The sequence below is a fragment of the Dendrosporobacter quercicolus genome, from assembly GCF_900104455.1.
Classification (GTDB): domain Bacteria; phylum Bacillota; class Negativicutes; order DSM-1736; family Dendrosporobacteraceae; genus Dendrosporobacter; species Dendrosporobacter quercicolus.
The window spans coordinates 150,800-176,924 of record NZ_FNHB01000007.1; the positions used below are offsets into that span (position 1 = coordinate 150,800).

Here is a 26,125-nt window from a genome sequence, read left to right on the forward strand (position 1 = left end):
GCAAGCGAATGATTTTGGGCGGGGAGAGTGATTGCCATTGAGTATTACGGGGTGAAATGTTTTGTAAAGGATGTTAACGGTGCTTAACATTAACAGGGAGAGGGTGAATTTAAATGAAAAGGATTTTAGCCGTCACAGCATGCCCTACCGGTATTGCCCATACCTATATGGCTGCGGAAGCTTTGCAACAAGCGGCGGCGGAAAAACAAATTGCGTTTAAAGTAGAAACCCGCGGCGCAATCGGCCTGGAGAACGAATTAACTGCCGGTGAAATTGCTGAGGCCCATGCCATTATTATTGCCGCCGATACCGACGTGGCTGAGCAGCGATTCGACGGAAAACCGGTGGTGAAAGTTGGCGCAGCCGAGGCAATCAAAAATCCCGAGGTCCTGCTTGCGCGGGCGCTGGCAATGACGCCGGCCGCGCCGGCTGCACCAGCCGCCGTACCCCGGCCGGCCGGCCGGGAGAAAAAGACGGGTCCGTATCAGCACCTGATGACCGGGGTTTCGTATATGCTGCCGCTGGTTGTTGCCGGCGGGCTGCTGATTGCCCTGTCGTTTGTGTTCGGGATTGAGGCGTTTAAGGAACAGGGAACAATGGCGGCGGCTTTGATGGACATTGGCGGCGGGGCGGCATTTGCCCTGATGGTGCCGGTCCTGGCGGGCTTTATTTCTTTTTCAATAGCGGAAAAACCGGGCCTGGCGCCGGGCCTTATCGGCGGAATGCTGGCGGCTAATCTTGGGGCGGGCTTTATCGGCGGGATTTTCGCCGGATTTTTGGCCGGTTATGTCGTACGCTGGATGAAAAAGGTCATTAAGCTTCCCAAGCATCTGGCCGGTCTGACTTCAATTTTAATTATTCCGCTGTTTGCCAGCGCCTTTGTCGGCGTGGCGATGATTTATGTTATTGGCGGACCGGTCAGCGCCCTGATGAAAGGGCTTAGCGGCTGGCTGACTTCGCTCGGCACCGGCAATGCCCTGCTGCTGGGCTTTCTCCTGGGGGCCATGATGGCCTTTGATATGGGCGGCCCGGTCAATAAAGCGGCCTATACTTTTGGCGTGGGACTGCTGGGCAGCAATATATATGGACCAATGGCAGCCGTAATGGCGGGTGGAATGACGCCTGTTCTGGGCTTATGGCTGGCAACCGTTTTGCGGCCCAAGCAGTTTACGGCGGAGGAACTGGAAGCCGGCAAGGCCGCAGGCGTACTGGGACTGTCCTTTATCACCGAGGGCGCTATTCCTTTTGCCGCAGCCGATCCTTTCCGGATCATCCCGGCGCTGGTCATTGGCTCGGGTATAGCCGGGGCTTTATCCATGGCGTTTGAGGTTAGTCTGCGTACCCCGCACGGCGGCTTGTTTGTGTTGTTAATTCCCAACGCGGTCAGCCAATGGCCGATGTACCTGCTGGCCATCATCGCCGGTACGGCAGTCACTGCTGTTCTGGTCAGCCTGCTCAAACGGAAAAAAGCCGTTGCCTGAAATTGCGCATGATACGGGCAGCGGGGAAATTTAGTTGATAAGGAGTTTACTATGGATATTTCTGACATCATTCATCCTCGCACTTCATTTTTCGGTTTGGCTGTACCCGACCGTGAAGCTTGTTTGCAGACTTTAACTGACAGCATGGAAGAAGCGGGTTTTGTTGGCAATAAAACCGCCTATTTAGCGGCGGTCAATGCCCGCGAGGAAAAAGGCTCAACCGGTATTGGCTTTGGGGTGGCCATTCCTCATGGCAAATCAAGTGCCGTATCTACCGCCGGGCTGGCTTTTGCCCGTCTGGCCGCGCCGATTGAATGGAATTCGCTGGATGGCCAGCCGGTACAGGCGGTATTTCTCATTGGCGTTCCGGAGAAGGATACCGGCCATGCGCACATGAAAATACTGATTGCTTTGTCCAGAAAGCTGATCCACAAGGAATTTCGGGATGAACTGCTGGCAGTCAACTCATTTACCGGGCTGCAGCAGCTGTTACAAACGCTTTAGGAGGTAAAATTATGATCGTAGAAGGAATTTTGCAGAATTCGAGCGGTTTTCATATCAGGCCGGCCCAGTTATTTGTGGAAAAAGCCAACCAATTCAAAGCAAGTGTTACGGTCAGGGCCGGAACAGGCGCGGCGGCCGACGGCAAAAGTATTTTGGGTTTAATGACCCTGGGGCTGGAGTTTGGCGCCAGAGTGGTGATTGAAACAAGCGGTGAGGATGAGACGGCGGCGGCGCAGTCCTTGCTCGCTTTGATGAACAGTAAATTTGGTGAAGAATGATGGCAGGCGGGAAAAACTCACCGGAAATCCGCTTGTCCGGCATTGGCGTTTCAGAAGGCATCCGGATTGGCAAAGCATTGCTGTATGGCCGTCAGGCAGCGCTGCCGCTTAACGATATTGCGGCAAGCGAGGTTGAGCAAGAGGTTGCTAAACTGACGGCAGCCAGGGAGCGTTGTCTGCAGGAGGTTTCGCAGCTGTATCAGCAGGCCCGGCAGTTGGTTGGCGATCAACAGGCCGGTGTCATTCAGGCGCAGGAGAGTTTCTTAAATGATCCTGGCTTTTGTCCCGCAATGGAGAAGCTGATCAGAACCAAATTATTCTCGGCTGCCAAAGCCGCCGACCAGGTAATCAATGGTACGGCGGCAATTTTTGAAAATATGCCCAATGAATACATGCGGGAACGGGCAGCCGATATTAAAGATATCGGCTGCAGGCTGCTGGCTGTCCTGGCGGGGGGAAAAGCCACCTGTCTTAGTGAACTGCGCGAGAAAGTGATTTTGATTGCCGCGGATTTGGCGCCAAGCGATACGCTTCAGCTGAATAAGCAGTATATTCAGGCTTTTGTTACGCAGAAAGGCGGCAAGACCTCACATACTGCGATTTTTTCCAAAACGATAGGCATTCCCGCCGTCATTGGCGTTGGTGATGCTATTGCCGCAATTGCGGACGGCGATACCGTCATTGTAGACGGTACTGCCGGACTTTGCATTGTTCAGCCTTCACCAGACACATTACGCAGTTATCAGGCCGCAATAAGCCGGGAAAATGAGGGAAACAGCGTATTACAGAACTTTGCCGGACAGCCGGCGGTTACTGTGGATGGATATCGGGTGGAGATCGGAGCGAATATCGGCACCAAAGCCGACGCGCAATACGCGCTGGAACAAGGTGCTGAGGGCGTTGGCCTGCTGCGGACGGAACTGATTTACATGGCCGCGGACCGTTGGCCTGATGAGGAGGAACAATTGGCAATTTACCGGGATATCATCCAGGCAATGGACAATAAACCGGTCATTATCAGAACGCTGGATATTGGCGGGGACAAAGCGCTGCCTTATCTGCAGATACCGCCCGAAGCCAATCCCTTTCTCGGTTACCGGGCCATCCGGCTGTGTCTTGACCGGCAAGCGCTGTTTGGCGTCCAGCTGCGGGCGATATTACGGGCCAGCGCTTTTGGCGCGGTGCAAATCATGTTTCCGATGATTTCCTGTCTGGATGAATGGCGTCAGGCCAGAAGCTTGGTGGAAGAAATGAAAGACCAGCTCAGGGCGGAAGGGCAGAGTTTTGCTGAAGACATCCAGGTTGGGATGATGATAGAGGTTCCTTCGGCGGCCATATTGGCCAGGCAATTTGCGCAAGAGGTTGATTTCTTTAGTATTGGTACGAATGATCTTGTGCAATATACACTGGCGGTTGACAGAATGAATGAGAAGGTCGATTATTTGTATGATCATTTCCATCCGGCGATTCTTGCGCTGATTGGGCAAGTGGTGCAGGCGGCCCATGCTGAAGGAAAATCTGTGGGCATGTGCGGCGGGATGGCGGGCGATCCTCAAGCGGCGCCGCTGCTGTTGGCGTTAGGCCTGGATGAGCTAAGCATGTCGGCCACGGCGATCCGGAAAGTAAAATTCGCCATTTCCCGGCTGGAATTAGAAAGCTGCAGGAATTTGCTGGCTGATGTACTGCAGCTGAGTACCGCCGGGGAAATCAGGATGAAAGTGGAGCAGTATCTGACCCGGAAGGACATACGGTAGAAAAATCAGTGGGCGAATATCTTCGCTCACTGATTTTTTATACGATCAGCAAGTCCCGGCCATTGCATAAGCGGATTAAGCGGCTTGCTCTTACGTCCATCAATCAGTCTTATAACGGAGCTTCCAAGCTATTTCAAATAGTTGACTGTTATCATAATACAGGATTGATAATCAATCCTAATGAGAGATAGCGCAATATTATGAAGGCTAAAAAGGAGGACTTGAGCTTGCATTTAACATTAAGCGGTCTGAAAAGAGGCAGCGCCGGTATTTGCCTATTCAGCCTGCTGTCCTGGGGAAATATGGTTGGCGCTGCTCCGGTTACCCTGGAACAGGCAGTACATATAGCTTTGGAAAATCATCTGGACATTAAGATAGCGGCCAATGAAGAACAACAGGCCGAGTATGCGCTGCAAAGCGCCAAAGGCAGCCAGGGAATTACGCTTGATGCCGCCAATACTTTTTATCTTAAAAAAGTCAGTCATTCCGCAACTGCGTCCGGCAGTGATATTGTTCTATCACTGCCGTTATACAGCGGCGGGAAGAATGAGGGGACGGTTAAAAATGCCGAAACAGCGGTCGATATTGCGATATTAAATACCAAACAGACTGAGCAAACGGTTAAATTGCAAACCATTTCCGCTTATTTGACTGTGATTGAAGCTCATCAGACGCAGGCTGTAGCCCAGGAGACAGTAGATAATTACCAGTTGCATTTGAAAAACGTCAAGGAGCAGTATAGCGCCGGCAATATTGCAAAATCGGATGTATTACGTTCCGAGGTTGAACTGGCGGATGCCGGACAGACTTTGCTAAAAGCTACGAATGCATCAGAAGTGGCAGTGAATAATTTGCGCAACCTGTTGCGCTGGAAAAGCGCCGAACCACTGGAACTGATTGAAGAATTCCAGTGTGTGCCGGTGGCGTATGGGATGGCGGAATGTGTAGCTTTGGCCAAAGCTCATCGTCCGGATTTGGCCCAATACCGTCTGGCCGTTAAGTCAGCCGAACAAAGTGCGGCGATTGCCGGCGCAGATCAAAAACCAGTTGTTTCGCTGGTGGCCGCAACTGGCTGGGACAGCAGTATTTTACCGGAGGGGGGCGACCTGGATACCTATATTGGCGTAACAACTTCCTGGAATTTGTTTGACAGCGGGATCACCAGGTCGAATGTTAAAAAAGCCCGGCTTGCCGTTGTCAATGCCCGGCTGGAGCTGGAATCGCAGGAAGATACGGTTGAACTTGCGGTTAAAGAATACTATTTAGGCCTGAAAGAGGCCGAAAAGCGGCGGGAAACAACTCAGGCCGCCATCCATAAGGCCCAGGAAGATTATTTTATCGCCGCGGCCCAATACCGGGTGGGCGAAGGGATTATTCTCGATGTCATTGATGCGCAGCTGGCTTTAACGACGGCCCAAAATAATGATATTGAAGCGCAGTATGATTATGCAATTTACCGGGCCAAGCTGGAAAATGCGATGGGAATGAATTAGGAGGTTGTGCGATGGGTATAGCAAGGAAGCAGCTGAAATGTGCTTTGGGACTGGCGGTTCTATTGGCGGCAGCCGCTGGCTGCTGGTATTACTATGTCGGCATAACGGCGCAATCGCCAGTCAGTGGGGAGATTGTAACGGCAGTCAGGGGCAAAATCATATCCTATGTAGCGGCTACCGGAACAGTCAAGCCGGTGAATGCTGTTGATATTTCATCAAAGGTTACGGCACTGATTAAGGAAATGAACGTGCAGGAAAACGATGTGGTAAAAGCCGGCCAGGTTTTGGCCGTCTTAGAGGATAAAACACTTGAGACGACACTGGAAAAAGCGCAGTATGAAGTGCATCATACGAGTGCTAAATATAAACGCCTGCAATACCTGCACTCCATTGGCGCCAAATCGGATGCTGACCTGGAAGACGCTCTGCTGGCGTATCAGACAGCGATGGCGAGCTATGAGGCGGCCAAGTCGGACTTAAATGAGACGGTATTGGTTTCGCCAATGGACGGGGTGGTCCTTGGTGAACCCGTATCGGTAGGGACGCTGGTGACAGCAGGCGTTAACGATCCTACCGTTGTCATGATGATTGGCGATATTTCCGGTAAAATAGTTAAAGTTAAAGTAGACGAAACGGATATTGGAAAAATTGCCGCCGGACAGCAGGCTGTATTCACGGTCGATGCTTATCAGAATCATCCTTTTACCGGCCGGGTGCTTAAAATTGGCCAGATTTCCACTACTACCACCAGCACTTCCTCCACAACGACTTCAAGCTCGTCGTCTTCGTCCTCCACTTCTTCCAGCAGCAGTGTTGTCTATTATTATGTAACTTTAGCGGTAGATGATCCGGAAAACCTTCTCAAGGCGGAAATGACGGCCAGAGTGAAAATAAAAATCAGCGAAAAGGATGATGCATTGTTAATTCCCCTGGCTGCTCTAAAAACGAGCACCAGCGGTCAGTATGTAACGGTCTTGCGTAACAATGGCCTGAGTGACAACCTTCCGGTGACAATTGGTCTGACCAGCAGTGATAAAGTAGAAGTCACCGGAGGCTTGCAGGAGGGGGACAAGCTGGTTATCTCTTATACCAAAACCAAGAGTCAAAATTCTTCGAGTCAAAAAAATAACGGTCCGCCACCGCCAATCTAGTACCTTGTCAGCGTGTCGTCACTACTGGAGTTGAATCCGTCAAGGTACTAATACTGCAGTTCCAGGGCCGAAAAAAGGGGGAAGGTTAATGGGAATTGTCTTAAATGAAGTCAAAAAGCACTATCAAATGGGCGGCGAAATGGTGGCGGCGCTGGACGGCATTTCCCTGGAAATCAAAAAGGGCGAATTTGTCGCCATCATGGGACCGTCCGGTTCAGGTAAATCAACAATGATGAATATTTTGGGCTGCCTGGACCGGCCAAGCAGCGGCTCCTATTTGCTTGACGGCCGGGAAGTCGCCACTTTAAATGATGACCAATTGGCAAAAACCCGCAATCAGCGGATTGGGTTTGTTTTTCAAAATTTCAACTTACTATCCAGGGTATCCGCCTGGGACAATGTGGCGCTGCCGCTGGTGTATGCCAAAGTAGACGGGAGAGAACGCCTGGACCGGGCTGCTGCCATGCTGGATTCGGTGGGGTTAAATTCGCGGAAAAATCACCTGCCCAATGAATTGTCAGGTGGTCAGCGCCAGCGGGTGGCAATTGCCAGAGCGTTGATTAACGATCCGAGTATCATCATGGCTGATGAGCCGACCGGAAATCTGGACAGCCGTTCGAGCATTGAAATTATGAAGCTATTTTCCACTTTATATCAACAGGGCCGGACGGTCATTCTGGTCACCCATGAGCCGGATATTGCCGCCTATGCCAGGCGGGCAATAACTGTGCGGGACGGGCTGATCATCAGCGATAAGGTAAAGGAGCTGGATGATGTTTAAAGAAAGCCTTGCCATTGCTTTGCGCGCTTTACTGACCAATAAAATGCGGTCTGTGCTAACTATGCTGGGGATGATGATTGGTGTGGGCGCTGTTATTGCCATGGTATCCATCGGCATGGGCGTTCGGGAAAAGGTGCAGAATTCCATCGCCAGTCTGGGCAGCAATATGTTGATTGTTGCTCCAGGCGCTGCGTCTGCGCAAGGAGTCCGCTCAGCCTCCGGCAGCAGCATTACGCTATTGCCGGAGGATGCCGAATATATCAAAGAAACAGTAGCAGGCATTGACTATGTAGTACCGGCAGTGAGCAAGCAATATCAGCTGATTGCCGGCAACCAAAACTGGACAACGACCGTTCAGGGCATTACTCCTGAATATATGGCGATTAGAAGTTTGACGGTGGGCAGCGGCAGTTTTGTGTCGGCGCAGGATTTAACTTCCCGGAACAGGGTAGCCGTTCTGGGGGCCACCGTTGCGGAAAGCTTATTTGGCGAACTGAATCCCACCGGTCAAAATGTGCGCATTCATAATACGCCGTATCAGGTCATTGGCGTTCTCGACAGCAAAGGTCAGTCGTCGATGGGGCAGGATCAGGATGATATTGTGATGATACCGTTAACCACAGCCCAGGAACGGCTGATCGGCATTACTTATCTCCACTCTATCAGTATTCAGGTATCCAGAATGGAGAATATGGATCAGGTACAGGAGCAGGTGACTTCTTTGCTGCGCCAGCGCCATAAGATTTTCGGCGGGAAAGAAGATGATTTTACTGTGCGCAATCTCACCAGCATTATGGCAATGGCAGCGGAAACGACAGGAACGATTACCATGCTGCTGGGCAGTATTGCCGCCATATCCCTGCTGGTGGGCGGCATTGGTATTATGAATATTATGATGGTTTCAGTTACCGAACGGACCCGTGAAATTGGCATACGGAAAGCGCTTGGGGCGACGTATCGCGATATTATGCTGCAATTCCTCATTGAATCTATCGTCATTGGCGTGCTCGGCGGCCTGGGCGGTATTGTTCTGGGCATTGCAGCAGCCTATGCCATTGCCATTTTTGGCGGCTTGAATACCGTCATTTCGGCGCTGTCCATTGTGGTTTCCTTTGGATTTTCTATCGCGGTAGGGTTGTTCTTCGGTATTTATCCGGCCCGGAAGGCGGCTTTGCTTAACCCGATTGACGCTTTGCGGTTTGAGTAAAACGGATATCGCCGGCTGGCGGAAAAAGTCAGCTGACAGTTATGGCCGACAGCAAAGTGAATTAGTTTATATTAAAGCCTGTTATAACATCATTGCCTCGCAATGACATAAAAATTTCAGCCGTTCAATTTTGAAATTAGCCTTAACCAGCACCTCCGGCCAAATTCTGATCATTTGAATCATTTGCTTTCTTTTTTCCTCAGTTAAAGCCTCCCAGGCTACCAGGGCCGGATCGGTTTTTTGCTGCCGGTCTTTGTGCGGCCCATAGCGCCAGCCGGCGGCTTTTTGCTGCTTGCACCAGAGTTTGTGCTCAACAGGCGCCAGCATAGCCAATTCTTTATCGGTAAATTCAATGGCTTCGGGCGTTTCCTTTACCGATACAACATCGTAGTTTATTTTTAACAGGACATTGGGAATCCGTTTGGCCTGGTTGCGAAAAGCATTTTTGATATCCTCGTCGAGCTCGGCCCAGGGCCTGCGAAGCCAGGCGTCGATTTCCGGCTGATCTTTGGTGAGGCTGAGCAGCTTTTCGTGCAGCGCCAGGGAAATGCCGTCGATTTTCTCGCTGAAGAAGGCGTCGTGCATCAAATGGCGCAGGAACTGCTCTTCGTCCACATGCATTTTCAACTGTTCTTTGGAAGGCAAATAGGATTGTTCCCACTTCTTGGCATGATTGAGCATACTCATTTCCAGGATAGCCTCCATTGAGCGGGACTCGTGCTTATAGCGGGGGATTTTTAGCAGCGCCCGCAAGATCCCATTGTCAATCTGGGCCTCATCATTGTCATTAATGAGCTGCGGAACTTTTGTTTCCAGCAGCGAGCGCAGCAGCATTGCCCGGCGGATAATAAACAATTGATCCTGCTGCTGATCGGTTTGATTGGGGCCGAGAATGTTGACATAGCCGCGCAGCCGGCTTAAAAAGTCCGGCCCTTTTGCTCCTTTAAATTCCTGCAGAAAGTATTTTTGCTCCTGTTCATCACTGATATCGCCGCCGCAGAATTCTTCGAAGGTGCTGCTGGTGCCGCCGGCAAAGACAAAAATGGCCTTACCGATGGGATGCAGCGAATCCCTTTCCCGAAACACCCCATCCTGCATCGGGGCCAGAAAATACTTTAACCAGCCCAGTTTTCCCTCAAAAGCCGAATCAAATTCGTCAAAAAATACCAGCGGGATTTTTCCTTCCAGGGAAATGTCCCGGACTTTATGAAAGGCGTTAATGAGCTCCAGCGGACTGCGCAGCTGCGATAAATTGAAATTCAGTTTTCTGATCAGGGCCGGCGCAATGCTGGCGGCTATTTCGGTTACGCCGAACGATTTGCCCGAACCGGGTGTGCCGAATACCGCGATGCACAGTGGCCGGACAGTATTGACGGCGGCAATGTACTCGCTCATTAGGTTGTTGATGCTGCGGTAACTTTCAATTTCTGTCCGGTCTACGGTCTGCAGTTTGCCAAACTGGGCGATGGGAATGAATTTCAGCGCCTGCTTGACGCCGTTCTTGACGATGCTGTAGGCGATTTCAGCCAGATTGGCTGAGCTTTTATCTTTTAATATATACCAGCAGGACTGGCAATCGGCATTGGCGGAGATTCTAATAATCACATCCTGGACATCTTCTTTGGAAACAAAGTCCTTTTCCCATTCACTGAAAATCGCCGGACTGGGAAATCTGTCCGCCTGTACCGGATTGCCAAATCCGGTAAGGAAAAATTTTTGCGCGGCAACGATACCTGTACGAATACCGTCGCCAATGGAAAACGGAAGTTCTTCCCGGTGGGCGTAGCCGCTGGCAATGCTGCGGGCAAGCCCGGCAACAAAGCAGGAAGTAAGTCCCGACATTCGGCCCTGGCTGTCTTTAACCGAACCGCCTTCAAAGGCATAGGGCAGAAAATACAGATAGGATTCCTTGCTGCCTTCATTGCGGTAATAGATAGCGCCTTCAAGACCGAATGGTATAATGAGGTGGCGGCAGTTGGCCAAAAAGGCCAGACTGGGGCTGTTGTTAATTTGCCAGACAAAATCCTGCGCGGTTTTTTCCCAGGAAAGGCTTTTGCTGATGTTTACGCCTTTTGCGCGTAAATCGTCGGCGTTAATAATCACAATGGTATTATTCATGTGATGTTTGGCGAGATTTTGCCACAAAGCATTGGTATCAATCGGATTATTCATTTTATACAGGACAATAGGCGTTTTGCCCGGGGTGGTCAAGGCCAGAGGCCAATAATTCCGATTGGAATTGAAGCCGTTATTTTCATCATCAATAATGACCATATCGGCATCGGCGTTATCATTTTCCACCGGCAGCAGCTTAGGCTGGCCGGTGGCCGGACCGGTAAAGCCCAAAAAGCGGCTGACCCGGTATTTTTTATTGCCTTTTGGCTTATCGGCCGTTTCAGGGAAAAGGCCTAACTCGGCGGTAGAACTAAGAAACTCGGTAAGCGAAACGTCCGGCATATCCGTTATTTGCGGCGCAAGGATGGCCGCTCTGGTGGATAATGCCACCAGTTTGGTCAAAAGCAAGGCTTCTCCCGGCAATAACGCGCTATGGATGTTTTCATGGGTCTGCCAGTTAAGCCCTTTGGCATTTTGCGGGTCTGTTATCCAAAGCAGCCGGTTAATGCAGATGTCGCCGGTTACTACAATGGTTAAATTCTCAGGCATCTATTTCACTCCTTTTGGCGTTGTTTGCTGATAAAGCCATACGATCGGTACCTTGTCAGCCTTACAACCGGCAGAATAATGGCGAGGCTATAAACAGACCGTCAGTTTTCACTGGATTAGGGCTGACAAGGTACTAGTACCTCATCTGCATTAAAAGCTCTGCTACTTTAGCAGTCTTTTTCCGTCCTGCTTCGTTGGCGTCGCCTTACAGATTCCCGATCTGCGCAGCTCCTTCGCCTCGCAGGCCGAAAAAATCCTCGCTAAATTATCTATCGTTTTAATGTAGACAAGGTACTAGTTCTAGGCAAGTGCGGAGGTCTCCTGTCGGATAGCGCAGCTTTCGTTATTCTTTCATTAAGCTTTTGGCTGGTGACGGTTGATATCTATTAAACCAATTGATAATTGTTATCGTGAAATGCCAACTGACGGCTGGCCAGTGATTAACAATAACCGGCGCGCAAAAAAATCTGATTGCATAAGATAAGGGCTTGACACGGCTTTATCTGAGGCTTACAATATAGCATATATACAAACCGATCATTGAACTGCGCTGCGGAAAATATTTGCTGAAAGAAGCAGCTTTTGATTATTTAAATGATAATGATAATCGTTTAAACCTGAAGCTCGGTTAGCGCAGTTAAAATCCGGACATGAATACAAGCCGACTGTTTAGAGAGCCTGGAGCTCCGTATTGCTTGATTAGCATACGGGGTTTTTTTGCGTTAAAGCAGGCTGGCTCCTAACGGCCGGGGCGGCTTGCGCCGGAGAACGCCAGTCCGAAGAAAGAGGTGAATGTATGCCAATTACCATTGGCAGGCTAAGTCTGTGGATCATTGCTGGATTGCTAACAATCATTCTGCTGATGCAGGATAAAATGCCGGTAACGGCGCTGGAAAAGACGGCAGTAATGATTGCCACCGATAATGCCGGGCGAAAAGTAGAAATTCCCAGGCAGCCCCAAAGGGTCATTGTCCTGAATGCCTCAAATCTTGATTTGTATTATGCAGCTGGAGGAGAGGTTGTTGGCAAACCTACCACAAAAGCGCTGCGACCGGAGGTCAGCCAGGCGGTTGCAGCAATTCCCGCTGTCGGAACTACCGCCAATCCCAGTATTGAACAACTGATCGCGCTGGAGCCTGATTTAATTCTTGGGGTTAATGCCCCGCCGCATCATGCGTTGATTCCCGTCCTGGAGAAAGCCGGCATTCCTATCTTATTGCAAACCCTGGAAAATTATCAACAAATTTTAGACACACTGGCCTTGTACGGTTTGCTGACCGGCAAGCAATCATTGGCCCAGGCGGAAATTGACCGGATAGAAGCTCAGTATCAAGCGGTCAGGGCCAGGGTCAGCGGGAAAGAAGCGCCCCGGGTCCTGGTGGTCTGGGGCTCAACCGAGAGTTTTAACATGGCTACGGCAAACAGCTTTGCCGGTGATTTGGTCAAACGCCTGGGTGGCGTTAATGTCGCGGATGAGCAAATTACGGCAAGCCAATTGCGTTATGTTCCTCTCAGTATGGAGTTTGTCGCCAGGGCCAACCCGGATGTCATTTTATTGATTACGCATAGCACGGATGAAAAAGTCGTGGGGAAACTACGTTCCGACTTGATTAAGCATCCGGCCTGGCAAGGCGTTAAGGCCGTGCAAAACAACCGGGTGGAACAACTGCCATATGCGCTGTTTGCGATTAATCCGGGCACGCAGGTGGGGGAGGCTTTGGTTATTTTGGAGAAACTGCTATACCCGGATGACGGCGACTGACACGCTTTACAGAACAGTGGCTAAGGCTGGATATGAAGAAAAAAGGGAGGGAAGGTTTTGACAGGAAACCGGTTAAATGCAATGCTGGCCGGAATGAGTTCCGCGGAGTATCAATTGCTGGTAGGGACGCAAGAGGGCGACCCCTTATGCCGGGCCTTTACCGAAAAAAGAGGGATGCATGGCGGGTTTACAGGCAGTGAAATAAAGCCGGCGCAATGGCAGGCTGCCTGGAACGGGCTGATGGCAGAGGAGGCGCAGCCTGGCAAGAGGGTGGCTTATATTCATATTCCCTTTTGCCGGCGTCGCTGCCTTTACTGCGGATTTTTCCAAAATTATTCGGACGCGGAACTTGAAAGGGCGTATATTGAATGCCTGGTGCGTGAGCTGCAAATGGCCGCTGATACCAGGTATTTATCGGGTGCAAAACTGAATGCCGTTTTTATCGGCGGCGGGACGCCCAGCAGTCTTTCCTCGCTCAATGCGGCAAAGCTGCTCAAGGCCCTTCGCGCTTATTTACCCCTGACCAATGATTATGAATTAACGCTGGAGGCAAGAATAAACGATCTTATTCCGGAGAAGATGGAAATATGGCTGGCGCATGGCGTTAATCGCGTCTCTATTGGGGTACAGTCGTTTAATACCAGGGTCCGGCGGGCCGTGGGGCGGATCGATGCCACAGAGGCCATTCTGAATAAGCTGCAGCTCTTATCGGCGTATGGTCAGGCGGCGGTAATTGTAGATCTGATGTACGGCCTACCCTATCAGACAATGGCTGTTTGGCTGAAGGATTTGCAGTTTTTGACCAGGGCGGCAATTGACGGCTGGGATTTATATCAGTTGAATGTTTATGAGACCAGCGCGCTCAAAGCAGCCATTGCGGCAGGGCGGCTTCCCGCTGCGGCGACAGTTGCCGGACAGGCCGAAATGTTTGCCGCCGCTGAAGCTATTCTGGCGGATCATTGTTTCCCGCGGATTAGTGTGTGTCACTGGTCCAAAAGCAACCGGGAACGCAATATGTACAATACACTGACAAAAAGCTCGCTGGCAGTACTGCCGTTTGGCGCCGGCGGCGGCGGCCGGATCGGCGGCGTCAGCCTGTCGCTGGAGCGGAAGGTAGAGCGTTACATGAACATGATCAGGCAGGGCGACAAGCCTATTGCCGCTATGCGGCAACCGCACAGCGGCTACAGCCTGCAAAAAGCAGTGATGGGACAAATCAAGCAAGGCTATATTGATCTGGGGTCGCTTGCCGGTTGCCATGGCAGCGGCATTTGGGAGCTTGAACCTTTACTGAAGATATGGGAACGGCGGGGACTATTGCAAACCGGGGCGCGAGTCGCAAAGCTGACAGTGGCCGGGCAATTCTGGTATATGAATATTGCCCGGTCAATATTGGAATGCCTGAACGCTCTTGATATACATAAATCTGCAACAAAAGTTGAATAAGGGGGATGTTTCAATGAATCAGCAGGTGACTGCAAAAAAACGGCTGGCGTTGCTGGGCGTTTGCCTTTTGACGTCGGTTCATATGCCAGTGAACGCTGAGGAGGCGGTGCAAACAAAGGAAATTACAATCACCGCAACGCGTACTGAGCAGGAGATTAAAGAAATTCCGTCAACAGTGGAAATTATCAGCCAGGAAGAGATTGCCGCCCAAGGCGCGGCTACTTTGCGCCAGGCTTTGGAAATGGCGACCAATCTTTCTTTTGGCGTGGACGGAATGAAAGGTTCGAAGGTGTCTATCCGCGGCCTTGATTCTCAACATGTTCTGTTGTTAATCGACGGCCGCCGAATCAGCGGCGAACTTTCCCTGGCCCGGACCAACTCTTTTGAAATTGACCGGATCGGCATGGAAAATGTAGAGCGTATTGAAATTCTCCGCGGCGCCAGCAGCGCTTTGTATGGTTCAGATGCGATGGGCGGCGTGATCAATATTATTACGAAGAAGCCGGTGAAACAAAGCGTTAGTCTGGAAATTGAGGAACGCCGGTCCGACTCATTTTCCAGCGGCCGCAATTGGCTGATGCGTTATGATGCAGGAAAAACCGGACGGTTTTCCTGGTCGCTCAGCGCTGGTGAACGGCAGGAAGATCCCTTCACCAATCAAGAGGGCGATACCAATAATTATTATGGAACCCGCAAGCCTTTTCAGTTTCAGGGGATATGGGATACCGGCAACCAGGGGCAGCTGACCTTCGGTGTGGACTACCTGGACGAAGAAAATCAAAGGTTAAGCGGCACAACCCGCTATGTGAACAACAACCAAAGAACCGATTACAATCTTGGTTATACCGGTAAATCGGACACTGCCGACTATCAGTTCAGAGTATACCAGTCTACCTATGAGAAGGATTACGAAAGCCGCAAAAAGACCGACGGCGCTTTAAGCAGCTTTGATGTGATAAAACGTCAAACCAGAACGTTTGAAGGGAATTCCAGCAAAGCCTGGCGGAACAATCATCTTTTCACCTATGGGGGCGAGTACCGGGAGGAAACGGTCAAGGGAACGCGCATTGACTCTAATCAAGGCAATTATACGTTGTATCGTGAAGGAAAAACAGCCAATGGGTCAGAAGCCGGCATCGATTATTACGCCGCCTATGTTCAGGATGAGTGGGTAGTGAATGACCGCCTGCTGCTTATCTCGGCGCTGCGGTTTGATGACAGTGACAAATTTGAAAGTGCGGTCAGTCCTAAAATCGGCATGACCTATAAGGTCCGGCCTAACAGCCGGTTGAAATTCAATGTCGGCCTGGGCTTTAAAACACCGACAACCACGGAATTATATCATGATTTCGCGATGGGCAAATCCACTTATTTTACCGGCAATCCTAATTTGGCTCCGGAAAAGTCCCAAAGCTACGAAATAGGCTGGGAAGGCGAGCAAGGAAGTATCTTCGGCAAGGTAACGTACTTTTGCAATGAAATTAAGGATTTAATTGAAAGCTACGACACCGGTGAAACCCTGCCCGGCGGTACGGTTAAAATAAAATCCTACGATAATATTGGCAAAGCGCAACTTCAGGGACTGGAAGCGGAGGTTGGGCAGGCAATCACCGACAAGCTGGCGGCAAAACTAAGTTATACGTATCTTGATGCTCAAAATAAGGTAACCAACACCCGGCTGTATAACCGCGCCCGCCATCAAATCGGCGCCAGCCTGATTTATTCCGACAAGGAGCTGGGGCTGCGCGGCAGCCTGTGGGGGACTTGGTATGGCGATTACCGTGAAGAAGACAAAAAAGAAAATTCTTATGGCATATGGAACGCTTTGATAAGTAAAGAACTGAACAAGACTACTACGGTTTATGTGGGGGTAGATAACATCTTCAATTATCAGGATTACGACAATTGGATCAATGGTACGCTATACCGCAGCGGCGTTAAAGTGAAGTTCTAGTATACTGTATACTTTCGAAAATATACTACCATTGTAGTTTACAAAGTGATATAGTACCAATATGAAAAAAATGAATTTGATTAAAAGCAATAAAATTGAACACCGGACGATGTCTGATCTGGTAGTTGAAAAGCTGAGGGAAGCAATCTTAAATGGTGAACTGGCGGGCGGACAGCAATTAAAGCAAGAGGCATTGGCCGGCTGGTTACAGGTAAGCCTGAGCCCGGTTCGTGAAGCCCTAAAAAACCTGGAAGCCGAGGGCCTGGTCAAGTTTTCTCCCAATCGCGGTGTGGCAGTGACTGCTTTATCGGCGGCCGAAGCCCGGGAAATTTTTGAGATCAGGCTGTTTTTGGAAAGCGGGGCGCTGGAATTATCCATTCCTTATCTGCAGTCTGCCGACCTGACCAAAGCAGGCCAAATTCTGCAGCAGGCGGACTGTGCGCCGGCCAGCAGCGACTGCGGCGGCTTGAACTGGCAGTTTCATCAGGTTTTGTACCAGGGGGCCGACAGACCGCGGTTATTAAGCATGATTCAAATACTGCACAATAATGTGGAACGCTATATGCGGTTATACCTGGCAACCATGAATTTTCATGAGCAGTCTCAACAGGAGCACCGGGAGTTATTGGCTGCCTGCGCCGGGAAAGATATCCTACAGGCTCAAACTGTTTTGCGCCGGCATATGCTGGCAGCCAGCGGCAGCTTGTGTGAATATCTTCATCATGGCCAGGGATAAGCCCGGCTTTTACTGAAAGAGAGGGATAATTGTGCGTGTAATGATCATTGGACTGCTGGCGGCATTATTTTTTGCGTCCACCTTTGTTCTTAACCGGGCGATGGATTTGGCGGGGGGCAGCTGGGTTTGGAGTGCAGCTCTGCGTTATTTTTTTACCTTGCCTTTTTTGCTGGCCATTGTGGCCTTTCGCCGGAATTTACGGCCACTGCTGGAAGAACTGACAGCACAGCCGGCGGCCTGGATTATCTGGAGTACGGTAGGCTTCGGCTTGTTTTACGCGCCGCTATGCTTTGCCGCCGCTTACGGACCTGCCTGGATGGCCGCGGGAACCTGGCAGATAACCATTGTCGCCGGCTCTTTGCTGGTGCCGCTGTTTTATCACCAGGCTGAACCAGGCGCCGGCGGTAAGCCCGGCAGGCAAAAGATTCCGGCCAGGGAGCTGCTTATTTCGGCCTTTATCCTGCTGGGGGTGGTATTCATTCAAACCCGGGATACTGCCGGCCTGGAGCCGGCCGCAATGCTGGCCGGAGTCTTACCGGTGGTGATTGCCGCTTTTGCCTATCCCCTGGGCAATCGCAAAATGATGGTGGTGTGCGCCGGCCGCCTGGATGTCTTTCAGCGAGTGCTTGGCATGACAATTGCCAGCCTGCCTTTCTGGCTGGTCTTGTCTTTATACGGGGCTGCTACAGCCGGGCCGCCCGCTCCGGACCAACTGGCCCAGACGCTGCTGGTCGCCGTATTGTCGGGGATCATTGCGACGGTGTTGTTCTTTTATGCAACCGATAAGGCGCAGGGGGATCCCCGCAAGCTGGCTATTATTGAAGCTACCCAGGCCGGGGAAGTGGTATTTACGGTGATCGGGGAGGTACTGTTTTTGGCGGGAGCAGTGCCGTCAGGCTGGCCGCTCGCTGGAATTGTCATTATTGTAACAGGCATGATCCTGCACAGTTTAAATTTAAAACCAGCCGAAAAAACGGCGGCCTATCCCGAGAATTCAGGCAGTTATCAAGGTTAGTACCGACCAGGTGCCAGCGGGGGTAAGCGCAAAAACGATTGACACTGAGATACGCGGTATCCGGCGTCAGTCGTTTTTTACTTCCATTAGGCTGTATTGCTGTTTTAGGCTTTGAGGAAAAAATTTCATAAAATGGTAAATATTTTAGCTGTTTTCAAAAGTTATTCTAAAATTTGCAGTTCATAATACAAATCATGCGTTAACAATTTAAATCATATAAGGGATGGTGTGTAGTATGAATAAAAATAAAAAGTTACTGGTTGCGCTTAGTGTTGCTACGATGCTTGCTACGAACGGACTGGTCATGGCAGCTACTCCCGCCGGGCAGCAGGATGTCCGCAGCGGGCAGGCGGCGCATGAATTCGCCGATAAAAGCGGGCATGAGAAAAAAGGCGGAATGCGGGTTGTTCATGGCGATGATGCGGCGTTGCTGGATCTTCTGAAAATAGACGCCGATACGTTTAAGGAGAAAATCGACTCCGGCCAAACCTTGCTGGATATTGCGAATGAGCAGGGGGTGCCTGAGCAAACGCTGCGTGACTTCGTGGCTGAGCATATGACACAGCGGCTTGATGAGGGCGTTGCCAATGGCCGTATCTCAGCTGAAAAGGCGCAGCAAATCAAGGACAATATGGATCAGCATGTGTCTGATATAATTAATGGCAAAGGCCCGATGCAAGGCCATAAAGGCCACGGCCCTGGCTTTGCCGCTAATGAAAAATTGCTGGAATTGTTGAAAATCGATGCTGAAACACTGAACAGCGAGTTGCAGGCTGGCAAGACACTGGCGGCAATTGCCAAAGAACAGGGTGTATCGGAAAAGAAACTGAAATCTGTTATGGCTGCTGAAATGACAGCCCGGATTGATGAAGGCGTCAAAGCAGGGCGAATTGACAGTGATCAGGCCAAAACCATGAAAAAGGATCTGGACAAACGGGTAACCGATATGATCAACGGCAAAGCGCCAATGCATAGAAGCCACGGCCCGAAGCAGGGGGCGTTAGCCAACAATCAGGAATTGCTGGCCTTACTGAAAACGGATGCCCAAACGCTGCAAAGCGAATTAAAGGACAAGACTTTGGCTGAGTTTGCCAAAGAGCAGGGAGTAAGCGAGCAGGAACTGAAGGCTTTGCTGGTCAGTCAAATGACCAGCCGGATTGACGGGGCTGAACAAGCCGGCCGCTTGACGGCTGATAAGGCTCAGCAAGCGAAAGAAAACCTGGACGAACGGGTAGACGATATGATCAACGGCAAAGCGCCAATGCATAGAGGCCACGGCCCGAAGCAGGGGGCGTTAGCCAACAATCAGGAATTGCTGGCCTTGCTGAAAACGGATGCCCAAACGCTGCAAAGCGAATTAAGGGGCGGCAAGACTCTGGCTGAGTTTGCCAAAGAGCAGGGAGTAAGCGAGCAGGAACTGAAAGCTTTGCTGGTCAGTCAAATGGCCAGCCGGATTGACGAGGCTGAACAAGCCGGCCGCTTGACGGCCGATCAAGCCCAGCAAGCGCAAGCAGGCCTGGACGAGCGGGTAAACGATATGATCAACGGCAAAGCGCCGATGCACCGAGGACACGGACCGAACCTGTTTAACAATCAGGAATTGCTGGCCTTACTGAAAACGGATGCTCAAACGCTGCAAAGCGAATTAAAGGGCGGCAAGACTCTGGCTGAGTTTGCCGAAGAACAGGGAGTAAGCGAGCAGGAACTGAAAGCTTTGCTGGTCAGCCAAATGACCAGCCGGATTGATGAGGCTGAAGAAAATGGCCGTTTGACGGCCGATAAGGCTCAGCAAGCGAAAGAAAACCTGGACGAACGGGTAGACGATATGATCAACGGCAAACCCGGCCAACCTCAGCCGAGAGAAAAAGTTGATTTTTAATAAGATGGAATGAAAAAAGGTACCGGCAGTCTGCCGGTACCTTTTTGTCAGCGTAAATCCCCGTACTGTTTGTATCATTTGTAATTTGCTGGTATTATTAGGATATAATAACCATAATGAATTTGAAAATTGCGGTGAATGGAGGAGATGCCTATGCAAAGCGGTTTAACGCTGGAGATTGACTTAGACAAAATCAGGGCTAATTCCGCCCGGGTTGCGACAAAATGCCGGGCGAAAGGTATAGCGGTGATTGGGGTCACCAAAGGGTTTAGCGCTATGTATCAAATTGTGCGCGCAATGGTGGCCGGCGGTATTGACGGTCTGGCCGACGCCAGAATGGAAAATATTGTCCAACTGCGGAAAAGGGATTTTAAGAACCCGATTACGTTATTAAGGATTCCCCGTCTCAGCGATATCGCCTATGTGGTCAAATATGCCGATACCAGCATCAACTCCGAAGTGACTGTCATTAAAGCCCTGGCTGAAGCAGCAAGCAAAATGGGCAAGGTTCATCAAATTGTGTTAATGGTTGATTTGGGCGATTTACGGGAAGGGGTTATGCAGGAAAATGTGCTGAGTACGGTAAGACAGATCAGCCGTTTTTCCGGAGTATCTTTGGTGGGGCTGGGAACCAATATGGGCTGTTTTGGCGGTGTACTGCCAAGTATTGATAATTTAGGGCTTCTGGTCCAATTAGGGCAGGCTGTGGAACGGCAGTCAGGCCAGCCTCTGGCCATACTTTCCGGCGGCGGGACGTCCAGTCTGCTGCTGGTGGAAAACAATACGATGCCTGCAGGCATCAATCAATTGCGGGTGGGCGAAGGAATTCTCCTGGGTACAGACACAACCCACAACAGGGTCATTCCCTGGCTGTACCAGGATGCTTTCCTGCTCAGGGCCGAGGTTATTGAGGTTAAAGATAAACCGTCGGTACCCGTAGGCGAGATCGGTCAGGATGCTTTTGGCAATATTCCGGAATTTGAAGATACCGGAATAAGAAAAAGGGCTATTTTGGCGCTAGGCAGGCAGGATGTATATATTGAAGGGATTTTTCCGCTGGATAAAACGCTGAATATCATGGGAGCCAGCAGCGATCACACCATTGTTGATATTACCGATTCATCCCGGAGCATCAAAGTGGGCGACCAGATTGCCTTTGGTTTAAGTTATTCCGGTTTACTGTCGGCCAGTGATTCGCGCTACATAAAAAAAGTATTTACCGGGAGGGACAGTAATGAAAATTGAGTTGCTGAGGCAAGCCGATTTAGAACTGGTGCAGCGATTGGTGCAGCTGGACAAGGCGGCGTTTGGCCAGGGGGGAATGAATGAATGGCAGCTGGTTCCGCTCATCCGGCACGGGCGGGTGTTTACAGCCCTCCGGCAGGGAGAAATTGCCGGGTGCGTACAATATATGCTGGATTGGGATAATCCCCGCAGCGCCTACATGGTAGGCGTAGCCATGGATGAAAAGGTTCGCGGCCGGGGACTGGGCACGGAGTTTATTAAACAAACGCTGCAAATCCTGGCTGATGAGGGCCTGGCGGCGGTTGAACTGACGGTAAGCCTGGAGAATACAGCCGCAATCCGGGTGTATGAAACCAAACTGGGCTTTGCCCGCACCACAATCAGAAGAGATGAATATGGGGCCGGTGAGCACCGGGTGGTCATGACGGTGTCCTTAGAGAATTTCGCCGGCAGAAAGGAGTAACAGCTAGCGCGTCAAAGCGGTTACGGCGATGCGTCAACAGGCGGTCAGGCCGCCGTCGACCGGCAAAGCGACACCGGTGATGAGCGAAGCCTGATCGGAGGCCAGGAAGCAAATTGCCGCCGCTACCTCAGCGGCCCGGCCAATCCGGCCAATTGGGTAGATCCCGGCCATCTCCCACAGCTGCTTAACCGGATCGGCGGCTGCGGCCAATTGTGTTTTTAACATGGGTGTGTCAATGTCTCCGGGACAAACGCAATTTACCCGGATCTGATGGGGCGCCAGCTCCAGCGCTAAAGCTTTACTGAAAGTGGTTACCGCTCCCTTGGCGGCGCAATAGGCAGTACATAATAAATTACCGTTAATACCGGCATCGGACGATACATTGACAATCGCTCCATTACCGGTTTTCTTTAATTCGGGAATGGCATATTTGGCAATAAAATAAGTTCCTTTGAGGTTAACATCAATGACCAATTGATATTCTTCCTCGGTAACCTCGTCGATCGGTTTTTCAAGATAAATGCCGGCCGAATTGATCACAATATCTATTTTGCCCAAATAACCTGCCGCTCCCTTAACGATGCTCTGGCATTCGCTGACCTGGGCGACATTTCCCTGAATGAATTTTACCGATCCTGCCCAATCAGCCAGTTCGGCCAGGGCCGTTTGTCCTTTAGCCCGGCTGCTGCCGGCAATAGCGACTTTTGCGCCGCCGGCCAGCAGGGTTTTAGCGGTAGCCAGCCCGATGCCGGATGTACCGCCGGTGATTAATACCGCTTTATTGCTGAAATCGTAAATCATGTACACCTTCTTCCAGATTGCTGTTATTGTGCTGCTTAGCACCCCGCAGATACTTGGAGTCCTGTGAACCGCTGAACAACAGCCGTTTTCATAATACCGGGCAATTAACCGCGGCGATTGCCGGGAGGAGGGCCGGGAAGGCCGTGTCCGCCGTTTGCCCTGGTGAAATTAATTCTCAATTGTAAGGCATTTCTTGTAATTGCCTGAATGAGCAATGAAAAATGAGAATAAACTAGTGGTAGCCTTAGGTAAACCAGTTGCTTAAGGCTGTTTTCTATTATAAAATAAAAACGAAGGCAAAGCAAAAGTGCTTAATTCAGAGGCAGTATTACTTCTCCGCCCCGCAGGGCAAAAAAATCCTCGCATTCTAATCTCAAAATTTAAGCGACGCCCGGTACCGGGAATTCTATCGCGGTCAGAATGCCGGCCGGGCAGCAGGCGTAACTGGCAGAGATACTGGAAAAAAGGAGGGACCTTGATGGCGAAATCTGTAAGTGTTTCCGGCGGCATGCTGGAAGAAATAGTAAATGCAGTAACTCATGGCATAGGGGCTTGCCTGGCGTTGTTCGGGCTGGGAGTTCTTACAGTAGCCGCTTATGTTTATGGCGGGGCCTGGCATATTGTCAGCTTTGTCATCTATGGCGTTTCTTTGGTGCTGCTGTATTTGGCTTCTACCCTGTACCACAGTTTTACGAATTTAAAAGTCAAGTATGTGTTTAAGATTATTGATCATGCGGCGATTTATCTCTTAATTGCCGGTACGTATACGCCTTTTACACTGGTTCCTTTGCATGGCGTTATTGGCTGGACAATATTTAGCGTCATTTGGGCCTTGGCCTTGCTGGGGATTGTCTTAAAGATTTTCTTTGTCAAACGGTTTAAGGTGTTGTCTACCTTATGTTATATTGTGATGGGGTGGGCGGCGGTGGTTATGATTAAACCGCTGCTGGCGACCCTGGCTGTTGAAGGCTTATACTGGCTGATTGGCGGAGGCGTTTTATATACGGTGGGGGCCTTGTTTTACCTGGCTCGCCGCCTGCCGTTTAATCATGCGATATGGCATTTGTTTGTCATGGCCGGCAGCGCCGCCCACTTTTTCGTTGTTTTCAGGTATATTCTGCCGATTGCGGTTCTTGACTGACCCGGCCTGGCGGCCATACTTACTGGGGATTTCGCGAAACACCGTAAACCTATTTCTGGGTTTACGGTGTTTTTTGCTGCCATCTTAGAAATAATAACACAGCGGACCTGTTCAGCTCCTTTACGGTCAGTCAAAAATTTTTTTGGCTCCGGTATGAGCGGTGGTTTTCGAATGGGGCTGGAGCGCCAGATACTTGATGATCAATAGTGTTTGGACGATTTTTTGCGAAACCGTTATTGCGCAATTTAATCAGACAGTTGACAGGTTGAAAAAGTATGCATATATTGACAGCTAACAACTTATATAATAATATGAGGTTGTATGTAACTGGCTAACAAAGGAGGCAATTTATGGCTGTTATAACGATCAAACATTTATACAAAATTTTCGGACCACAGCCCCAAACCGTTTGGCCGTTCATTGAGCAAGGCCTTTCCAAGGCCGAGATTCATGCTAAGACAGGGCATACAGTGGGAATCAACAATGTAAGCCTTGAAGTAACCCAGGGGGAAATTTTTGTGGTGATGGGACTGTCGGGCAGTGGAAAATCAACGCTTATTCGTTGCTTGAACCGCCTGATTGAGCCGTCGTCCGGTGAAATTTTAATTGAAGGTGAAAATATTCTAACCGCCGACAATGAAAAGTTGTTGGAAATCCGGCGCAAGAAAATTGCGATGGTTTTCCAAAAATTTGCATTGTTTCCCCATCGCAATATCTGCGCCAATGTGGAGTATGGCCTGGAAGTTCAGGGAGTCCCTGCCGCCGAGCGGCGCGAAAAAGCGCACCAGGCAATTGAACTGGTCGGATTAAAAGGTTATGAAGAGTCCATGCCTGATGAACTGAGCGGCGGTATGCAGCAGCGGGTCGGTCTGGCCCGGGCGTTGGCGACCGATCCGGATATATTACTCATGGATGAGGCTTTCAGTGCACTTGACCCGCTGATCAGGAAGGAAATGCAGAATGAATTGCTTGAGCTGCAGGCCAAAATGCACAAAACCATTGTGTTTATTACCCATGATCTGGATGAAGCGCTGAAAATAGGCGACCGGGTGGCAATGATGCGGGACGGGCAGGTAATTCAGGTCGGCACCTCGGAAGATATACTAACTCAGCCGGCGGATGATTATGTGCGTGATTTTGTCCAGGATGTTGACCGGGCCAAAGTACTTACCGCCGCTTCGATTATGAAAAAGCCGGAACCGCTGGTGTTGCCCAAAGACGGGCCGCGGGTGGCGGTGCGCCGGATGAAGGAAGAAAATATTTCCAGTATTTACGCCGTTGACGCCAACCGCCGTTTCCTGGGAATGATCAGGATTGAGGCTGCTATGGAACTGGTGCGCAGCGGCAAGCATGACCTCAGCGAAATTATCATTGATGATGTTCCTTTGGCTTTACCTGAGACGCCCATTCTTGATTTGCTTCCGGTGGCATTCAATGCCAGATCCCCCATTGTCGTCCTGAATAATGATCAAGTGATGATTGGCATTATTGGCCGGGCTTCGGTGATTTCCAGCATTGTCGGGGAGGGAGCATAAAATGATTAATTTACCGATTGGGACAGTCTTTGAAGCGTTTATTAACTGGCTGCGGCTGAATTTTGACGGACTTTTTACTGTGGTCAGGACCGGGCTGCTGAGCTTTATCACCGGATTTGAGGATGTTTTGCTGTTCTTTCCGGCTATTGTTGTTATCGCTCTGTTCGTACTTCTGGCCTGGCGGGTTGCGGGACGAGGGGTAACGGTCTTTACACTGGTCGGCCTAACCCTGATTTACAGCATGGACCTCTGGACGCAAACGATGCAAACGCTGGCTCTGGTGCTGACCTCGGCGTTGATCGCATTGGTGATCGGCATTCCTGTGGGCATTTGGACATCCCGCAGCGATAAAGCCGACCGGATTGTCCGTCCTATCCTGGACTTTATGCAGACGATGCCGGCGTTTGTTTATCTTATTCCGGCAATTCTGTTTTTCAAGCTGGGCAAAGTTCCGGGGGCGGTTTCAACCGTTATTTTCGCCATGCCGCCCGCTGTCCGCCTGACCAGCCTGGGCATCCGGCAAGTGCCGGCCGATGTGGTGGAAGCCGCCAAATCATTTGGCTCAACGCCAGGACAATTATTATTTAAGGTTCAGCTGCCGATTGCGATACCTACGATTTTAGCCGGTGTGAACCAGACGATTATGCTGTCGCTTTCGATGGTGGTAATTTCCGCGATGATTGGGGCCGGGGGCCTGGGTGAAGAAGTGCTAAAAGGGATCACCCAACTGAAGATCGGCCGCGGTTTTGAAAGCGGCGTGGCCGTCGTCGTGCTGGCTATGATTCTGGATCGTATATCGCAGAGCTTTGCCAATAATAAACGCAAGAAAACTTAA

Annotated in this window: 21 protein-coding genes; 19 read left to right on the forward strand and 2 right to left on the reverse strand. The window is 50.6% G+C overall.

Translation table 11 applies throughout. The annotated features are described in order from the left end of the window. The first annotated feature begins 113 nt into the window (after window positions 1–113). From BLR06_RS13740 to BLR06_RS13775, 8 genes are all read left to right on the forward strand, one after another. Window positions 114–1,481 (forward strand): PTS fructose transporter subunit IIC, encoded by a 1,368-nt coding sequence (locus BLR06_RS13740; RefSeq protein ID WP_092074161.1) that lies wholly within the window; start codon window positions 114–116, stop codon window positions 1,479–1,481. Window positions 1,482–1,532: 51 nt separating this feature from the next. Next, window positions 1,533–1,985 carry a PTS sugar transporter subunit IIA gene (locus BLR06_RS13745; protein ID WP_092074162.1) on the forward strand — a complete coding sequence of 151 codons (453 nt, stop codon included), beginning with the start codon at window positions 1,533–1,535 and terminating at the stop codon, window positions 1,983–1,985. An 11-nt stretch (window positions 1,986–1,996) separates the two neighbouring features. Next, entirely contained in the window at window positions 1,997–2,263 is a 267-nt protein-coding gene (locus BLR06_RS13750) for an HPr family phosphocarrier protein (RefSeq protein ID WP_092074163.1), read from the forward strand. After that, entirely contained in the window at window positions 2,260–4,017 is a 1,758-nt protein-coding gene (gene ptsP, locus BLR06_RS13755) for a phosphoenolpyruvate--protein phosphotransferase (RefSeq protein ID WP_217636909.1), read from the forward strand. The genes BLR06_RS13750 and ptsP overlap by 4 nt, the downstream gene beginning before the upstream one ends. A 227-nt stretch (window positions 4,018–4,244) precedes the next feature. Further along, on the forward strand, window positions 4,245–5,510 hold the full coding sequence (locus BLR06_RS13760) for a TolC family protein (RefSeq protein ID WP_173812700.1): 1,266 nt from the start codon (window positions 4,245–4,247) through the stop codon (window positions 5,508–5,510). An 11-nt stretch (window positions 5,511–5,521) separates the two neighbouring features. Continuing rightward, window positions 5,522–6,661, forward strand: a complete 1,140-nt coding sequence (locus tag BLR06_RS13765; protein ID WP_218039502.1) for an efflux RND transporter periplasmic adaptor subunit — start codon at window positions 5,522–5,524, stop codon at window positions 6,659–6,661. Window positions 6,662–6,749: 88 nt separating this feature from the next. Beyond that, window positions 6,750–7,442, forward strand: coding sequence for an ABC transporter ATP-binding protein (locus tag BLR06_RS13770; protein ID WP_092074166.1), 693 nt, complete (start codon window positions 6,750–6,752; stop codon window positions 7,440–7,442). Then, window positions 7,435–8,649 carry an ABC transporter permease gene (locus BLR06_RS13775; protein ID WP_217636910.1) on the forward strand — a complete coding sequence of 405 codons (1,215 nt, stop codon included), beginning with the start codon at window positions 7,435–7,437 and terminating at the stop codon, window positions 8,647–8,649. Before BLR06_RS13770 ends, BLR06_RS13775 begins: the two co-directional genes overlap by 8 nt. 81 nt (window positions 8,650–8,730) lie before the next feature. On the opposite strand, the gene BLR06_RS13780 is transcribed toward BLR06_RS13775, so the two are convergent. Next, the gene (locus BLR06_RS13780; protein WP_092074168.1) at window positions 8,731–11,313 is read right to left on the reverse strand and encodes a RyR domain-containing protein; all 2,583 of its coding nucleotides are present in this window, start codon (window positions 11,311–11,313) and stop codon (window positions 8,731–8,733) included. 796 nt (window positions 11,314–12,109) lie between these two features. On the opposite strand from BLR06_RS13780, the gene BLR06_RS13785 reads away from it, so the two are divergent. The 8 genes from BLR06_RS13785 (at window position 12,110) to BLR06_RS13820 (ending at window position 21,813) form a co-directional block, all read left to right on the forward strand. Continuing rightward, window positions 12,110–13,075 carry an ABC transporter substrate-binding protein gene (locus tag BLR06_RS13785; RefSeq protein ID WP_245698155.1) on the forward strand — a complete coding sequence of 322 codons (966 nt, stop codon included), beginning with the start codon at window positions 12,110–12,112 and terminating at the stop codon, window positions 13,073–13,075. Window positions 13,076–13,132: 57 nt separating this feature from the next. Beyond that, the gene (hutW, locus tag BLR06_RS13790; RefSeq protein ID WP_092074169.1) at window positions 13,133–14,521 is read left to right on the forward strand and encodes a heme anaerobic degradation radical SAM methyltransferase ChuW/HutW; all 1,389 of its coding nucleotides are present in this window, start codon (window positions 13,133–13,135) and stop codon (window positions 14,519–14,521) included. 13 nt (window positions 14,522–14,534) lie between these two features. Then, window positions 14,535–16,475 carry a TonB-dependent receptor plug domain-containing protein gene (locus BLR06_RS13795; protein WP_092074170.1) on the forward strand — a complete coding sequence of 647 codons (1,941 nt, stop codon included), beginning with the start codon at window positions 14,535–14,537 and terminating at the stop codon, window positions 16,473–16,475. Between the two features lie 61 nt (window positions 16,476–16,536). Continuing rightward, window positions 16,537–17,211, forward strand: a complete 675-nt coding sequence (locus tag BLR06_RS13800; RefSeq protein ID WP_245698156.1) for a GntR family transcriptional regulator — start codon at window positions 16,537–16,539, stop codon at window positions 17,209–17,211. Window positions 17,212–17,251: 40 nt separating this feature from the next. Then, window positions 17,252–18,226 (forward strand): DMT family transporter, encoded by a 975-nt coding sequence (locus BLR06_RS13805; protein WP_245698158.1) that lies wholly within the window; start codon window positions 17,252–17,254, stop codon window positions 18,224–18,226. A gap of 235 nt (window positions 18,227–18,461) precedes the next feature. Continuing rightward, window positions 18,462–20,105: a hypothetical protein gene (locus BLR06_RS13810; RefSeq protein ID WP_092074172.1), complete on the forward strand. Its 1,644-nt coding sequence runs from the start codon at window positions 18,462–18,464 to the stop codon at window positions 20,103–20,105. A 153-nt stretch (window positions 20,106–20,258) separates the two neighbouring features. Continuing rightward, window positions 20,259–21,350, forward strand: coding sequence for an alanine racemase (locus tag BLR06_RS13815; protein WP_092074173.1), 1,092 nt, complete (start codon window positions 20,259–20,261; stop codon window positions 21,348–21,350). Beyond that, window positions 21,340–21,813, forward strand: coding sequence for a GNAT family N-acetyltransferase (locus tag BLR06_RS13820; protein WP_092074174.1), 474 nt, complete (start codon window positions 21,340–21,342; stop codon window positions 21,811–21,813). Before BLR06_RS13815 ends, BLR06_RS13820 begins: the two co-directional genes overlap by 11 nt. Before the next feature lie 33 nt (window positions 21,814–21,846). On the opposite strand, the gene BLR06_RS13825 is transcribed toward BLR06_RS13820, so the two are convergent. Beyond that, on the reverse strand, window positions 21,847–22,614 hold the full coding sequence (locus BLR06_RS13825; protein WP_092074175.1) for an SDR family NAD(P)-dependent oxidoreductase: 768 nt from the start codon (window positions 22,612–22,614) through the stop codon (window positions 21,847–21,849). 511 nt (window positions 22,615–23,125) lie between these two features. Between BLR06_RS13825 and trhA the strand changes: the two genes are divergently transcribed. From trhA to BLR06_RS13840, 3 genes are all read left to right on the forward strand, one after another. Next, entirely contained in the window at window positions 23,126–23,755 is a 630-nt protein-coding gene (gene trhA, locus BLR06_RS13830; RefSeq protein WP_092074226.1) for a PAQR family membrane homeostasis protein TrhA, read from the forward strand. Window positions 23,756–24,105: 350 nt separating this feature from the next. Continuing rightward, window positions 24,106–25,290, forward strand: a complete 1,185-nt coding sequence (locus tag BLR06_RS13835; RefSeq protein WP_092074176.1) for a quaternary amine ABC transporter ATP-binding protein — start codon at window positions 24,106–24,108, stop codon at window positions 25,288–25,290. 1 nt (window position 25,291) lies between these two features. After that, complete coding sequence (locus BLR06_RS13840) at window positions 25,292–26,125, forward strand: ABC transporter permease (RefSeq protein ID WP_092074177.1); 834 nt, start codon at window positions 25,292–25,294, stop codon at window positions 26,123–26,125.